Annotated in this window: 12 protein-coding genes; 8 read left to right on the top strand and 4 right to left on the bottom strand. The window is 40.1% G+C overall.

Features of this window, described 5'->3' with window-relative positions:
• Positions 1 to 509 precede the first annotated feature (509 nt).
• Both ACIQYG_RS22430 and ACIQYG_RS22425 read left to right on the top strand, forming a co-directional pair.
• On the top strand, positions 510 to 782 hold the full coding sequence (locus tag ACIQYG_RS22430) for a phage holin (RefSeq protein WP_053533767.1): 273 nt from the start codon (positions 510 to 512) through the stop codon (positions 780 to 782).
• Between the two features lie 187 nt (positions 783 to 969).
• On the top strand, positions 970 to 1449 hold the full coding sequence (locus tag ACIQYG_RS22425) for a C40 family peptidase (RefSeq protein WP_402842675.1): 480 nt from the start codon (positions 970 to 972) through the stop codon (positions 1447 to 1449).
• An 86-nt stretch (positions 1450 to 1535) separates the two neighbouring features.
• On the opposite strand, the gene ACIQYG_RS22420 is transcribed toward ACIQYG_RS22425, so the two are convergent.
• On the bottom strand, positions 1536 to 2072 hold the full coding sequence (locus ACIQYG_RS22420; protein ID WP_402842673.1) for a GDYXXLXY domain-containing protein: 537 nt from the start codon (positions 2070 to 2072) through the stop codon (positions 1536 to 1538).
• Complete coding sequence (locus ACIQYG_RS22415; protein ID WP_402842670.1) at positions 2065 to 3123, bottom strand: DUF2157 domain-containing protein; 1059 nt, start codon at positions 3121 to 3123, stop codon at positions 2065 to 2067. The genes ACIQYG_RS22420 and ACIQYG_RS22415 overlap by 8 nt, the downstream gene beginning before the upstream one ends.
• Positions 3124 to 3355: 232 nt before the next feature.
• Here ACIQYG_RS22415 and ACIQYG_RS22410 point away from each other — a divergent pair, with 232 nt between their 5' ends.
• From ACIQYG_RS22410 to ACIQYG_RS22385, 6 genes are all read left to right on the top strand, one after another.
• Positions 3356 to 3676, top strand: a complete 321-nt coding sequence (locus ACIQYG_RS22410; RefSeq protein ID WP_402842667.1) for a PadR family transcriptional regulator — start codon at positions 3356 to 3358, stop codon at positions 3674 to 3676.
• Complete coding sequence (locus ACIQYG_RS22405) at positions 3673 to 4227, top strand: DUF1700 domain-containing protein (RefSeq protein ID WP_402842664.1); 555 nt, start codon at positions 3673 to 3675, stop codon at positions 4225 to 4227. The genes ACIQYG_RS22410 and ACIQYG_RS22405 overlap by 4 nt, the downstream gene beginning before the upstream one ends.
• Positions 4220 to 5014 (top strand): DUF4097 family beta strand repeat-containing protein, encoded by a 795-nt coding sequence (locus ACIQYG_RS22400; RefSeq protein ID WP_402842662.1) that lies wholly within the window; start codon positions 4220 to 4222, stop codon positions 5012 to 5014. Before ACIQYG_RS22405 ends, ACIQYG_RS22400 begins: the two co-directional genes overlap by 8 nt.
• Before the next feature lie 238 nt (positions 5015 to 5252).
• Positions 5253 to 6215: a sensor domain-containing diguanylate cyclase gene (locus tag ACIQYG_RS22395; protein ID WP_402842659.1), complete on the top strand. Its 963-nt coding sequence runs from the start codon at positions 5253 to 5255 to the stop codon at positions 6213 to 6215.
• Positions 6216 to 6594: 379 nt separating this feature from the next.
• Positions 6595 to 7791, top strand: coding sequence for an MFS transporter (locus tag ACIQYG_RS22390; protein WP_402842657.1), 1197 nt, complete (start codon positions 6595 to 6597; stop codon positions 7789 to 7791).
• A gap of 182 nt (positions 7792 to 7973) precedes the next feature.
• A complete protein-coding gene (locus ACIQYG_RS22385) occupies positions 7974 to 12644 on the top strand; it encodes a hypothetical protein (protein WP_402842654.1) in 4671 nt (1556 codons plus the stop codon).
• A 214-nt stretch (positions 12645 to 12858) separates the two neighbouring features.
• Here ACIQYG_RS22385 and ACIQYG_RS22380 read toward each other — a convergent pair whose 3' ends face one another.
• Entirely contained in the window at positions 12859 to 13011 is a 153-nt protein-coding gene (locus tag ACIQYG_RS22380; protein WP_402842652.1) for a hypothetical protein, read from the bottom strand.
• 202 nt (positions 13012 to 13213) lie between these two features.
• A complete protein-coding gene (locus ACIQYG_RS22375; RefSeq protein WP_402842649.1) occupies positions 13214 to 14140 on the bottom strand; it encodes a glycine-rich domain-containing protein in 927 nt (308 codons plus the stop codon).
• Positions 14141 to 14321 lie beyond the last annotated feature (181 nt).

Below are 14321 nucleotides of genomic sequence, written 5' to 3'. Positions count from 1 at the left end.
TTCTTACTTAAATGAAATGCACAAATATCATTAAGGCAATTGCAAACGTTGGCCCACATGGAATAATGCCCTGATCCTGAAAAATCCGGAGCAAATGCCGCCCAATTGGCTCAGCAGTATAAACGGTTTTGGCTGGCACAGGGGCCGCCGGTGTCCATTCCGGGGGAGAGTGAGAGAAAAGGTTTGCGGACGGTGACTCCAATCTACTATAGAGGCAGAAGCTTATTTTCTAAAGGCAGGAATAAACTGGCACGCCGAGGAGTATATAGAGCTTGAGGAAGGCTGTTACGTACTTGTTAAAGTGAGATGCTCTCTAGTGTTTTAAAAAACTACTTTGCGGTTTAAGAGAAGGTCCATCCTCTGATGGGCTTTTTTCTGTTTATGGGAAACTAGAGAGATGGATTATAATGGAACTTTTGAACGTAAAAAGGACAAGCCGCATAAAATATAGCAGGTCTGCGACAATCTTCAATGAAGCGGACTTAATATGATAGAGAGGGGGAAAAGCAATGATCAACTGGAAAGTGCGTCTTAAGAACCCTACGTTTATATTCACTGTACTCCTTCCTGGTCTTTTAATATTGGCGCAGATGGTTGCGGCGTTCATAAACAATTTCATTACTCCTATAGGCTTTACCATTACTGATGATGCATTGAACGGAGCTTTAGGCATCATTAACTTCATAGCGCTTACATTCTTTGGAATCGGCGGTGTGGTCGATCATACCACTAAAGGTCTAAGTGACAGTGAAAATGCTCGACAATACGAGGAACCTAAGTAATGGACACTATCCTTTCAGCTACTGAAAAATAGAATATACCAGATAACACCGTATTAGCTAAAACACCGGCGTTATCTGGTTATTTTTTTTGCCGAGATGATGATCGCCGAACATGATTTGGTCTAAAAACCGAAATGCAACATACATTTAAAATTGTGGTTCATTTTCAGTTTGGGGAGGAAAAAGGATGAGTTATAGTTTACAAGTTTCAAAATGGTTTACAGCCATAGTTTTAATCGGGGCATTATTGACGGCATTCATATTCAGTCCGGCTAATGCTTCAGCCTCTATCAATTATGGTGATGAAGTTGCCGCTTTGGCAAAGAAGCAGGTGGGAAGCAAATATAAATATGGGGGGACGACCCCAAAAGGGTTTGATGCTAGCGGTCTTACCCAATATGTATATAAAAATGCCGCCACAGAAATGAAGATTCCAAGAACGAGTGCGGAACAGTATAAAACCGGAAAGGCCGTGAAGCAAAAAGATTTAAAAGCGGGCGATTTGGTCTTCTATGCGACAGGTAAGAAAGGGCAGGTCTCTTTTGTAGGAATCTATTATGGAAATGGTACATTTGTCGGGACCACTACCAAAGGGGTCAAGGTGGTCAAAATGAGTGATAAGTATTGGAAAGAAAAATATATAGGGGCAAAACGGGTCATTAAGTAACAATCTGATGTTCATATGAAAAAAGTCCAGCAAAAAAAGAGCATCGAAAAAACGATGCTCTTTTTGCTAGTCATATCCGGGGGCATTCATTCAATGATGATATCGGTTAAAACAACATTGCCATTACGAACTTTTACGACGGCCACTGAAGGATTGGCCAATGCGTCCTTCTCCATTTCCTTTGCTTTTTCTTCGGAAGCGAAATAATTGTCCAGACCGTATCTGATCTGAATGGTTTTAGCATTTTGCAGGTCATATGGGATTTCCAATTCCCCTTTTAGGTACACGCCTTCGCCGGGTTTTTCTTTCGTTACGTAATCGACCACGTATAGTCCATCAGTGTTTTGTTTCAAACGTACATATACCTTTTTATAATCACCCATATTTCTTGTATTGAACTCGGTTTTAATCGAGTCATCGACTTGTGATGACCTAACTGATTCAATTTCGTATTTCAATGCCACATAGCTTCCCCTAAATAAGTCAGTCGGGTCGACCGGGGCTGTTTTGATCTTGATTACATCTCCTGTCATTGTTGTCCAGACCGGAGGAAACGCCAAGATTAACAGAATCAAGACTGGAATGGAAAATACGATGAGTGGCCTGAATGATTGATTACTCATTGAGTTCCCCTCCTTTTTTTCGTTGATTTTCAAAGAAGAAGCCAAAACCGATAAGCATGATTCCACCGATGATGAATGTAAGTGATTTTGGCAGGAAGTCAAAGGAGTAAATGTAATATCTGAAAATCAGTGCACATATTATCACGATGCTGGTCAAACTGCCTTTTAGAATCAGATAAAGCAGAAAAACGAAATAAGCTAAAGGAAACCAGATTGAAAAATCAAAGGTAAGGAAGAGTGCAGTTATACCATGTAAGATATGCCCTTGTATGTGTGTGATGTTTTGTAATTTGGCTCTTACCGGAATATAGGCAAGCACGATTCCCAGTACAAACAAAATGGAAAGGACTATCGTATTCGAATTTTCAAACCCTTGTTTCGGCACGAATTCCATAAGAAATAAGGCAATTGTATTGATGGCTAAAGCGTTAATGAAAAAGGTCAGATATTTAGGGTAATCGAATTTCTTTAACAGAAAGTATAAAGCCGGTAGAAATACAAGAATGGCAAGCGGATAAGATGTTTCATCAACGAATATACTTCCATTAATATAAATGAAAAGCAGAAAGGTTGTAAAAAGGAGGATGAAAACATCCTTCAAATAGTATCCAATGAATACCGTTCCAATCGCCCATAATAAAAAGGAACTGTTGAAATTGATGCTAATGTTAAACATCTGCTCGACTAGAAAAATCCCTGCACCAAAGATCAGAATACCTGCATAATGCAGACTTCGTGACGTTTTGGGAAAGCGTACATGCACCTTCATGCCAGCAAAATTCACTCCGATGAGGCATGCAATGATAAGCAGGAATTTAACCGCTTTACTTAAATAGATCCAGTTGCTGGCTACGAAGGTCAATACGCCTAAACCTAAAAGAAGCGCCCCAATGGATAATAAAATAGTGATGAAGTTCAAATTACCTTTGATATCATAGGAACCTAACATCCTCACTTTCTCTTGCTGGGAGATGACTCCTTCCTTTTCAAGGTAATTAAATTCATGTTCAAGAAAATCGAATTGTTTTTTTGTTATTGCTTTGTTGGCCAAAGTAACTCCTCCTTCCACATTTTACTATTATACATCGTATTCTCTTGCAGCTTTGAATATAATGCTAATTTTCTTCTACCCTTATTAGAATGCATGTAAGAGCAAAAATTATTTATAGTACCTTGCAATGAACAGTACCATGTGGTAAATTATTTACATAAGATGTATTATTCGGTGTTCAGTACTGTTTATTGAACTATACTGAAAAACTTTCGGAAGGAGTGAAGGTGCTATGAATGTACAATTTAAGAAAGGTGTCCTGGAACTGTGTGTCCTGGTTTTACTGGATAAGCAGGATCGCTATGGGTATGAACTTGTACAGAAGATTTCGGATCAAATTGAAATATCGGAAGGGTCGGTATATCCACTTTTAAGGCGATTGACGAAGGAAGAGTATTTTACGACATATTTGCAAGAATCAACAGAAGGGCCTCCGCGCAAGTATTATACATTAACCGAAAAAGGCCGGAGATACCTTCAAGAGCTGCTGACGGAATGGAATGAATTTTCCCATGGTGTCAACCAATTAATCAAGGAAGGTGTGAACCAATGAATAAAGAACAATTTTTAAAACAATTGAATGCCTCTTTAACCAGACTTTCTTTAGAGGAACGGGAAGATATCCTTCAAGATTACGAAGAGTATTTCGAAATTGGAATGGAAGAAGGGAAGTCAGAGCAGGAAATCTCCAAATCCCTTGGGAATCCTAAACAGATTTCCAAGGAACTGATGGCATCCTATCATCTGGGTCAGGTCGAACAAACGACTTCTGCAAGTAATGTCATGCGGGCAGTTTGGGCAGTCATTGGCTTGGGATTCTTTAATTTAGTAATCGTTTTGGGGCCATTTATAGCATTGATCGGAGTTGTCATTGCAGGATGGGCTTCGGCGATAGCGTTCATTCTTGCTCCGTTTGGCGTTCTTTTTAACCTTGCGATAGGTAACTTTCAATTATTCGATCTTTTCTTCGCATTGGGACTATGCGGGATTGGCATTTTCATTGCCATGGGAATGTTTGTTGCCACGAATGCTTTAACTAAAGGATTCATTCGCTATTTAAAATTTAACGCTTCCCTTGTGAAAGGCGGTTTGAAAAATGATTAATGTAAAAAAATTATCGATCATTGCACTTGTATTGTTATTGATCGGAGTAATAGGAAGTCTGTTTACGTTTTCCCAAGTGACGAATAAGGAAACGACTACAGAGGAAAAAACGATTTCGGAAATCGTGACGGACATTCGGATCGACACTGATAATGCAGCTGTAGAAATCGTTCCAACGAAGGATACGGAGACCAGGATAGAGTTGGTTTCAAAAGGGATGGATGTTTCCAAGTTGGATTTCACTGCAGATGTGGAAGGGAAGAAGCTTTCGGTACAATTAAAAGATCGACGCACCTTTAGCTTTGGTTTTCATATTCAATCCTTACATTTAAAGGTATATGTGCCTGAAGAATCTTATAAATCCTTTGTCGCCGAATCCGATAATGGAAAATTGCAAATATCAGGATTGAAAAGTGAAAATCTAAATGTGAAATCTCAAAATGGCCGGGTAGAATTAAATGATATAATAACCGAAAAAGTTGAAGTGAAATCTGCTAATGGAAAAGTAGAGCTTAATAATGTGGAGGGAAAACTGGTTGGTTCATCGAATAACGGTAAAATCACATTAGTCACGAAAGACTTGGATAGGGAGATCGAACTCGAAAGTAATAATGGTAAAATCATGATCAAAACGGAGAATGAACCGACAAATACAACATTCGATGTTCATGTTGACAATGGGAGAGTAGATATCCTTGGTAAGTACGAAGGCAATACTGTCATTGGCAAAGGTGAAAATCTAGTTAAATTGGAAACGAATAATGGGAAAATCGAGATAACGAAATAGTCGTGAAGCATGAAAAAGCGGATCCAATTGGGGTCGGCTTTTTTCAGTTATGCTGCCATTGCTATAAGCGGCCCCCTTCTAAGGAAATATTGAAAAAGATTTAAAGTTTTTCCTTTTAGATGTTTTTGGAATTATAATATATGAAGGATAATTATGTTAAAAGTAATGAGTGTAAGTCCGCCATCAAATCTAAGGAAAAGTTTTAATGAAACGACTTCAAAAGCATGGGGGCTGTAGAATGAAATTCAATAAATTGTCATTGGATATATTTAAACGTATGATCTTCACTCGCAAGAAAAGGGAGGTGGACTATCTGAAGAAAGGGTTCGAAGTGCAAAAAAAGGTTTTTAATATAGTGGAAAGTTCTAAGGATATTATCTACTGCTACGAATCAAATCCAAGTTCCAAGTTCAGGTATCTAAGTCCATCCATCAATACACTTTTAGGTCAAGGTGTCTTGGAAGAAGCATACAATGACCCTTCCTCCCCTTTCGAAAGGATTCATCCTGATGACTTTGAACTCCTAAATGAAAAGGTATATATTGGGATTGATTATACTAAGCCGGTCATTCAACGCTGGAGAAATATCGAGGGGGATTTTTTGTGGTTCGAGGAATATGCCACACCTATATATGAAAAAGAGCAATTGGTAGCCGTTCAAGGAATCATTCGCAATATCGATGAAAGAGTGAGGTTCATACAGGATATTGAGTATCAAATGTCCCATGACCCATTAACGAACATCCATAATCGACAGTTTTTCGATAATATATCTGCCAAATCCAATCTTGATTTCGATACTCCGGTTGCCATGATATTGTGTGATTTAGATGAGCTGAAATTTATGAATGATACGTATGGCCATAAGAAAGGAGATGAATTGATTAAAGCAGCGGCAAATCTATTGAAACGGATTTTCTCGGACATCGCTGTTGTAGCGAGAGTGGGAGGCGATGAGTTTGCCATTCTTCTGATTGACAGAAGCAAGCGAGAGGTAGAATCTCTTTGTGAATTATTAATGGAAGAAATCCTTTTGCAAAACTCCCTAAAAAAAGGCCCTCACATCAGTATGTCATTCGGGCATGCTTACCGTTCGCATTCCAAAGGGAATATGGATAGCTTATTCATGGAAGCGGATCAAAAAATGTTTCAGGATATACGGCGAAGAAAAGAACAGAAACTCGTTCGGGCGGGCAGATGAAAGAAATGGCATACAATAAGATAGGGCGGTACAACCATTCTTCACTTACAGAATGGTTGTTTCATAGGATGTTTTATGAAATTTAGAATTTAAGGGAATTCCATTATATTGGCGGGTTTCGTTTCAGCCAAAAGGATTTGGAGCCGTTCCGCTGTATGAAGGGATGATATGCATTAAAAGCATGGCGAACCTAAATTATTAGTTTGCATAACGGAGGGTAAGTGGACGGAAATGATCATGAATGTTATAGGGGGAGCCCGATGTCATATTGGGCTTTTATTTATATATATATATTTAGGTACACGAAATAAATCATTCGCTTATTTTAAGCAATTTTAGTAAACTGGCAATGACTATTATAATTAGAAGGTGAAGGGATATGAGGGAAACCTTAGTGGATGAACGGGTAAGAGGGACTGATAAAATCTGGACACGTGATTTCATCATGATCTGTTTGGCAAATATGTGCATCTTCATGGGTTTTCAAATGACGATGCCGACCCTCCCGTTGTTTGTAGAACAGCTTGGCGGTGATGACCGTCTTGTGGGGGCTGTCCTTGGAATCTTCACTTTTTCGGCCTTGCTTGTCCGGCCAATTGCCGGAAGGTTATTGGAGACGAAAGGAAGGCGCATCGTTTTTCTTGCCGGGTTAGCCATTTTTGCATTGTCAGTGGGTTCCTTCGGTTTCATGGGGAGCATCGGCTTGTTATTCATGATGCGGATTGTACAGGGCGTCGGCTGGGGATTTTCTTCAACGGCTTCAGGAACGATTGCTTCCGATATAATCCCTGCGAAACGGCGTGGTGAGGGGATGGGGTATTACGGATTATCGGGTAACTTAGCACTGGCATTCGGGCCATCATTGGGTCTTTTCCTAGTTACGGTCCTTCCGTTTCAAGAGTTGTTTTTGATCTGCTCTTTGTTAGGATTGCTTGCCATCATTGCGGCATCACTTATTCGGTATCAAAAAGTGGAAAGTGATCCTTCGGCCGCTGTCAGAGCCAAAAGGTTTGATATATATGAAAAAAGTGCCCTTCAGCCATCTTTGCTCATTTTCTTCATCTCCGTTACATTTGGTGGAATTGCAACATTCCTTCCCCTGTATACAGCGGAAAAAGGTGTAGATGGAATTCAGTGGTACTTTTTAGTATATGCAATGGCCCTCATGGTCACGAGATTATTCGCGGGCCGATTATATGACAGAAGGGGACATCGAGCCGTATTCGTGCCTTCAACAGTACTCATCATGGCTGGGATGCTGCTGCTTGCATGGATGCCGAGTGAAGCGGTCCTTTACATTGCGGCAGTGCTTTATGGATTTGGATTCGGTTCTGTCCAGCCGGCGCTGCAGGCATGGTCGATTGAAAAGACGGCACCCAATCGGAAGGCGATGGCAAATGCAACATACTTTTCATTTTTTGATCTTGGAGTGGGCATAGGTGCCATCGTGTTCGGGCAGATAGGCTTCCTCTTCGGCTATAGGAGCATCTATATCACGGCAGCCGCCTCGATTTTCATTTCGATGATCGTTTATTTATGCATTATCAGGAGCGAGGATAAAGTAAAATCAATGTAAAGACGTTGAATGGCTTCAAATGGAAGTCATTTTTTTTTGAGTCATGAGGAACATTACTGGATTCGTTGTTCTATCAGTATATCACCCTAAATATTTAAAAAAATGGAAGAACTTTGTTATTATCAAAAAGAGAATATACATAAGATGATAGAAGGTCTATTTGAAGGAAGGGGAATCTTGGGATGAATGATTCTTCAAACGAAGAAATGACATTAGAAAGAAGGAAGCGTATTTTCCAAGAAGAGCTGGATGTTTTATGGGAAAGGCGGCTCATCCCTAAATCAGAATATATCCGGATTAGCAGGGCATATAATCGCCATTTCCAACTTGCCCTCCATAAAGAAAGGCGCTTAGAGGATGAAAAAAAGAAATCCATCCAAGAACAGGAAACGATTATCGGTGAAAGTGCCGAGATGAAGGTTCAAGATAGCCTGAGGGAAGAATTTCCATTTGGATTACGGGAATCTGGTAAATGGAAAGAATCGATAATGAAAAATGAGAAGGCCGGGTATGATCCTATTGAATCCGTTTTGGAGGATAGTCTGGAACCTGTCAAGGAGATCACTGATAGGAAACCGGTTATTCTACAGCAGTCCATCAAGCGGGAGAAACCGGTAAAACCGGTAAAGCCGAAGAAAACACCTGAGCAAATCAGGGAACGGAATATCTCTGTCATCCTGCTCACTGGGGTCATATTGCTTCTGTTTGGCGGGTTGATTTTAGCAACCACTTCATGGGGGGATCTGAATGCGGTCCTGAAAGTTTTCTTCATTGGAATGGTTTCCGTCATTTTTGCAGGGATGGCCTTCATCGCGTCGAAGCTGAAAATTAAACAAACCGCTTTTGCATTCCTGACGCTAGCCGGGTTATTCGTTCCGATTACTATTTTATCAGCTTCATATTATCGGATTTTTGGAGAGTACCTTTCACTTAATGGTGATGGGCGGGGGCTTCTGGGGTTTCTTGGGGGATTACTTTGCTTAGCCATTTATTGTAAGATTGCTGACTACTTCAAGTCGAAAATATTCATTTTCATTTCAATATTCACGTTTGGCATAACCTGCTATTTCGGATTGGCTTTTGTGACACCCACTATCGAGTGGATGTTTTTGGCGATTGGCATTCTTAATTTAATACTATTATGGAATAGGGAGCAATTGAAAAATCAAAAAGCATTATCGTTATTCAAACCAGTCATTTTTCAATTCATCCAGTTTAAGATCATTGTGGAAGCCTTTGTGATCCTGACGTTATTTTCAAGTAACTTGGTGTATTCGCTAACGTTGATGGTCTTTTCTGTTTTGTTTTTGATTTTTTCGGTCAAATTCCAAAAAAAATATTATGAAATGGCTTTTAGCGCCGTTTTCACGTATGGCTATATCCATCTAGTTTATAACTCGTTTTTAAGTGAGTACATGATCATTGCATTTGCACTTGTTCCAATCATTTTTACTATGCTATCGAAATATCTGGCTAAATCCAAAATGACTAAGCTTTCGAAGAACTTCATGTTCGCCAGTTTGATTGAGAGCGGGATCGTTTTCTTATATAGTAACGCGATGGTGTACCAGGAGATCTATGCGCAAATATTCATTGCGCTCATGATAATATCCGCTCAGCTTGTCCATGTTTCCCTTCATTCGAGAAATTCCAGCTTCACGTACCCGGCTGTTATTGTTTTCGACTTAGCGTTCCTATATCTTTTCTTTGCCTTGCCAGTCTCTTTTTCTATCATTTTAAATCTGATTTTTGTTGTTCAGGTCATTCAATATCTTGGAGTATATTTATATAATCGTCATCCAAGGTACAGCCTGTTTAAGAAGAGTATCTTACTCATCTCCCCAATGATCATGTTAGTGATACTGGCCAGTAAATTCAGCGAAATGGATTGGCTTGCAGTTAGTGCAGAGCTCGCCATGATTTCTGGGCTTTTCTTCATCACATATATAAAAGACGAATCAAAGCATATGAAGGATAACGCCATATACGGGTTTCCAATCACTTTCGTACTGGCTTTGGTTGCTTTCTATCCATATTTGTTGGAGAGTTTAGGGTGGGTCCGATCAAATATACCGCTCAGCGTCTATTTAATGGGGGTTTCACTGATTTCCATCTGTTCAGCCTACTCATTTAAAAAGGGATACCATAAATACTTTCCTGTTTTTGCATATAGCGGACAGATTCTTTCCTTCCTTTCCTTGATATCGATTCCCTTCGATTCATTGAATCCTTTGGAGGCAAGCGGAGTCATTGCCATAGCTACTGCAATGAACGGCTGGTCCGTCCATATACATCGGAAGCAAATTTTCTGGGTGCCTGTCGTGATCACAAGTGCCGGCCTATATGCCTCACTCTACGATGTTTTTGATTTTGGTTCAATGGTGCTGAAGATTGCGTTTGTGCTCCTAGGTCCTATCGTCTTTTTCCTTCTAGGAGGATGGCTTGGGAAATATTCGGGAAATGGGAAATTGTACTTCCAATATACGAGTCACCTTGCCAATTTACTGGCGATTCCCGTTGGATATTTGCTCATCATCCATACGGAAAGTTCACCGTTCCTATATGTTTCACAACTGTTGATTTATATTTTGAGTGCTTTAAGGGCAAATGTGAAATGGGAAAAATACGTTTTTACGTACCTGGGGTTTTCGACACTTTTCCTGCAGGTCCATTTATTTTTTGCAAACGTGGGGAGAATGGCATTCATTACATCAATATGCATGATGATAACAGCAGGACTCATAACCATTCTGTGGTCGGTTTCCAAAAAGAATTGGAAAGGCATCATGGAGTATTATCTTATTCCATTCATTCATTTAGCAATAAGCATATCCATATTGGAAACGGCAATCCGGGATTTTCCGCTTAACAGGGAATTGGTCTGGGTAGGAGTGATGACTGTACAGTTCTTGTTTGCCTGGTATCTGCTCATGAAAAGGAATTGGCGGAACTATGTTGCGGCTCCTCTAAGCTTGGCGTTCATTTTCTATAATATGTATGTAAATACATTACCTCTGGTTATGGCGATTATCGTATTGCTTGTATGTATGGCTGTGATGGTGCTGGCTAGCAGACGCCATTTCAAAGGATTGGTCAACCAAGAGGCAACGGAGAGAGTCATTGATCATTATCGGATTTTTGGTTTGTTATATCTGTGTACTCTGAACCTGGAAGTGTTTTTGAGCGATACAGGTTCTGCGATTTTGGGGATTTTTGTTTCCCTGCTGTTGCCTACCTACTTCATTCTTATGGGGAAATTCACGATCTATAAGAAAGAAAAAAGCATTTACTCGGGTATAGCGGCCATCATCGGCCTTTTCCCGTTCATCAATATCATAGATTATGCCCATACACTTCCAAACGTCACGAGTTTGGCTGTTCTTTTTGGCTGTATGGCAGGGATGTTGTTGCTGAGCAGACTGTATTCCAGCGGGTCACTCAAGAAAAACGGATCAGGCATCATCAGCTTTGATCCTTTCAGGATCTATGGTTTATTCTTTTTGATCGATATGAATGCGGAGGTTTTTAACGATACTAAACATCAGTTACTCAAAGTCTTTGTCTCACTTCTGTTAACCGCCTACTTCATCTTCCTGAGGGGTCTGACAGCGGAAAAGCTTGAAAAGAAAATCTATTCCAATATTGCTGCACTAGTCAGTCTGTATCCCTTCCTGATCATCGTCGGCTATGCCAACAGCCAATCGGTTGTAATGGGCTTGCTGTTCCTTTTCGGCTTTATGTCAGGGATGCTGCTTTTAAGCCGGCGTTATTTCGATGGTTTAATCAAAAAGGAAGACACAGGTATTACCATTGATGCATACAGGATATATGGCCTGCTGTTTTTACTTGCCATGAATAGGGGAATCCCAGTAACTGAAACCTCAAGCCAGTTACTCCAGGTTTTCGTCTCGCTCTTGATCACGGTTTACTTCATCTTGATTGGAAGTTTCACAAAGGATGTAAAAGAAAAAGGCATCTACGTTTGGCTGGCGGGAATTCTCAGTTTGTATCCGTATTGGACCATCATCATGTACGCGGACACATTACAGCCTTTCGTTGGAGCGGCAGTCCTTTTGGGGTGTATGGCTATAATGGTACTGCTAAGCAGGAAATTCTTTAAAGGGTTGCTTGATAAAGGCGGGGCAGGTTTTCAATTGGATTTTTACAGAGTCTATGGTCTGCTGTTTCTTCTTGCCATGAACATGGATGTTTTGACGGGGGGACCAGCACATTTCATTTTGGAAATCTTCGTGGCACTTCTGATTCCGGCCTATTTCATTTTGATGAGAAGCACAACGACAGGCAAGAGGGAAAGAAAATCCCAATTGGCTGCAGCGCTTTTGTTCAGTCTATATCCGTATTGGGTCATTGTCGATCAGCTCACGATACATCCTTTACTTGCGGAGGAGGTGAATATTCTGCCATTGTTCATTGTCAGCACCACTCTGCTGAGGAAAATCTTTGCTAAAGGAAAAATCACACAATATATCGAGAGTGGTATTGTTATCCTCTTGTTTTTAGCCTTAATCATTGATGCAATGGCAGGAAACACCTTATATGATGCCCTCATTATCGGCACGGTGTCATTGGCGGCAATGCTTTTTGGATTCATGATGAAATACAAATCCTATTTCATCGCTGGAACGGGGACCATTTTATTCAATGTCTATATGAATACCAATTCGATGTGGGGCGAGATGCCATGGTGGCTGTATTTAATCATTGGCGGAGGCCTGCTTATCGGAATTGCATCTTTCTTTGAATGGAAAAAACAAAAAGACAACAGGACCTCTAAGGAGGTTCTCGAGAAAAATAAACAAAGGATCAAGAATTGGCTCAATCGGTGGAATTAATGAAGAAGGAAAAGGAATGCATCAGACGACTGGAAAAATTTCCGATGGAAGCGATGCTTACCTTTAACTTGGAGAAGAGAGCTCAATGCACATGTCTAATAATGGCCTAAGAGAGTGGGCTTCCAGAGCCTCAATCTCAAAACCTTGGACGAAAATTCAAAGTGGTTCGGAATTTATAAATTCCGAACCACTTTTGTCTACAAACCGAGAGCATTTAAAAGTATTCTTTTCCTTCTTCTATTTTATTAATTTCTTCTTGCCAATCATGAATTTCTATCTCCCACTGATCTATATTAGTTTGCAAAACATTCATTAAAAATGGTGAAAGGACATTTCTATATTTTTTTAGTTCTTGAATCAATTTCACTCGATCTTCAGTTAAACCTTGTACTGATTTTTTCTAGTTTTCCAAATTTGCATAGACAAAAACTGGTCTGGATTTTCGTAACTCATTATCATCCATATCAGTTGTAACTCCTTTAAAATTGAGTAAAAAACTAAGCTTGATCAATCCAGTTCATCTAATGCTTGTGTATACAAAAACGCTTGGATTTCTCCAAGCGAGAAGCTCAAGACGAACAAGAACTGCATGAAGAACAGCTGGAAGAGGAATCAGAGCTGCTGTCATGGGAACCGGTATGGCCACCATGATCGACATGGCCGGATCCGGAGGAAACTGTGTTCGATTCATTCCCGAATATATCTTTAAATTCGCTGTCAAAATCATCGGTGCTTGCATAAGTGAAATAAGCAGGAGCTGCGTAGTCCGTCTGGTCGTACGTTTTCCGCCAATTCAATTCTTTCATGGGGCGATTTCCTTTAAATTGGGAAGTGAAGGCTTCAAAGGTCCGCTCCGCTTGAATACTTGTCGGTTTCCGCATATATTTCTCTTTTAACTGCTCCAGCTCCAACGTTTCAAAATCGCGGAGAAGCGTTTGCCCTTTATCATGTTTGAAAAATTTTCCCCACCTTTGAATGGAATGGGAGTCCACCGTAAATAGCTGTACATAGTAAAAGTCAAAAAGAGTGCGCTCTTCGGGTTTAAAAACGGGTTCTGAATGAGGATGGTGCTTAATGGTCCTACCGATGAAAGCCTGGCAAAACTGATCATATTCCTGTCTATAATTCAGCATGATATGCCACAACTCATCGATGACTGAATTAAACATTTCAACTTTTCCAAACACTGCAGCCATAATCAAATAGCGTTTCAATTCACGCCAAGCCTGATTGACTTTTACCTGTGAGTCCCGAGGGTACTTCAGTCGGAATTCAGTATTGACCTTTTCCATATAATTAAAATCAAGTGCTGTATTAAGCTTTTCTATCAATGTTTCTGAAACGATTTCCGTTGCATGCAGATCTAAAGTTTCCTCACGGTATTTATGGAATTCATTTTGATAGCGTTCCAATTTAGCTGGCTCACTTAGCCTTTTAACGAAATTGACCAGTAAAACAGCAAAAATTGCCGCAAGAATGACATAAAAGAAGGTCATTTTTGTCCACTCCTCTTAATCTATGGATATAATACTTTAACATTATCTTACATGTTCTTGGAAGGGATTGTAAGTTTTTGTTTGGATTTGCTTGCAAAATGTTCCCTTGGCAAAAATCGATTAAGCTGTGGAGGTTGTATGCCAAAACCCTGAAACTGTTTCGTCCTTTCCATGGCATGTA

This window comes from Peribacillus sp. NPDC096622 (genome assembly GCF_044762665.1).
GTDB lineage: Bacteria > Bacillota > Bacilli > Bacillales > DSM-1321 > Peribacillus > Peribacillus frigoritolerans_B.
Note: the sequence above shows the minus strand (reverse complement) of the source record. Positions and strands in the feature narration are given on the sequence as shown.

Coding starts and splice junctions, on each gene's coding strand:
- ACIQYG_RS22405 (WP_402842664.1), top strand. CDS start 3,673: ATGAATAAAGAACAATTTTTAAAACAATTGAATGCCTCTTTAACCAGA.
- ACIQYG_RS22400 (WP_402842662.1), top strand. CDS start 4,220: ATGATTAATGTAAAAAAATTATCGATCATTGCACTTGTATTGTTATTG.
- ACIQYG_RS22410 (WP_402842667.1), top strand. CDS start 3,356: ATGAATGTACAATTTAAGAAAGGTGTCCTGGAACTGTGTGTCCTGGTT.
- ACIQYG_RS22375 (WP_402842649.1), bottom strand. CDS start 14,140: ATGACCTTCTTTTATGTCATTCTTGCGGCAATTTTTGCTGTTTTACTG.
- ACIQYG_RS22420 (WP_402842673.1), bottom strand. CDS start 2,072: ATGAGTAATCAATCATTCAGGCCACTCATCGTATTTTCCATTCCAGTC.
- ACIQYG_RS22385 (WP_402842654.1), top strand. CDS start 7,974: ATGAATGATTCTTCAAACGAAGAAATGACATTAGAAAGAAGGAAGCGT.
- ACIQYG_RS22395 (WP_402842659.1), top strand. CDS start 5,253: ATGAAATTCAATAAATTGTCATTGGATATATTTAAACGTATGATCTTC.
- ACIQYG_RS22430 (WP_053533767.1), top strand. CDS start 510: ATGATCAACTGGAAAGTGCGTCTTAAGAACCCTACGTTTATATTCACT.
- ACIQYG_RS22390 (WP_402842657.1), top strand. CDS start 6,595: ATGAGGGAAACCTTAGTGGATGAACGGGTAAGAGGGACTGATAAAATC.
- ACIQYG_RS22425 (WP_402842675.1), top strand. CDS start 970: ATGAGTTATAGTTTACAAGTTTCAAAATGGTTTACAGCCATAGTTTTA.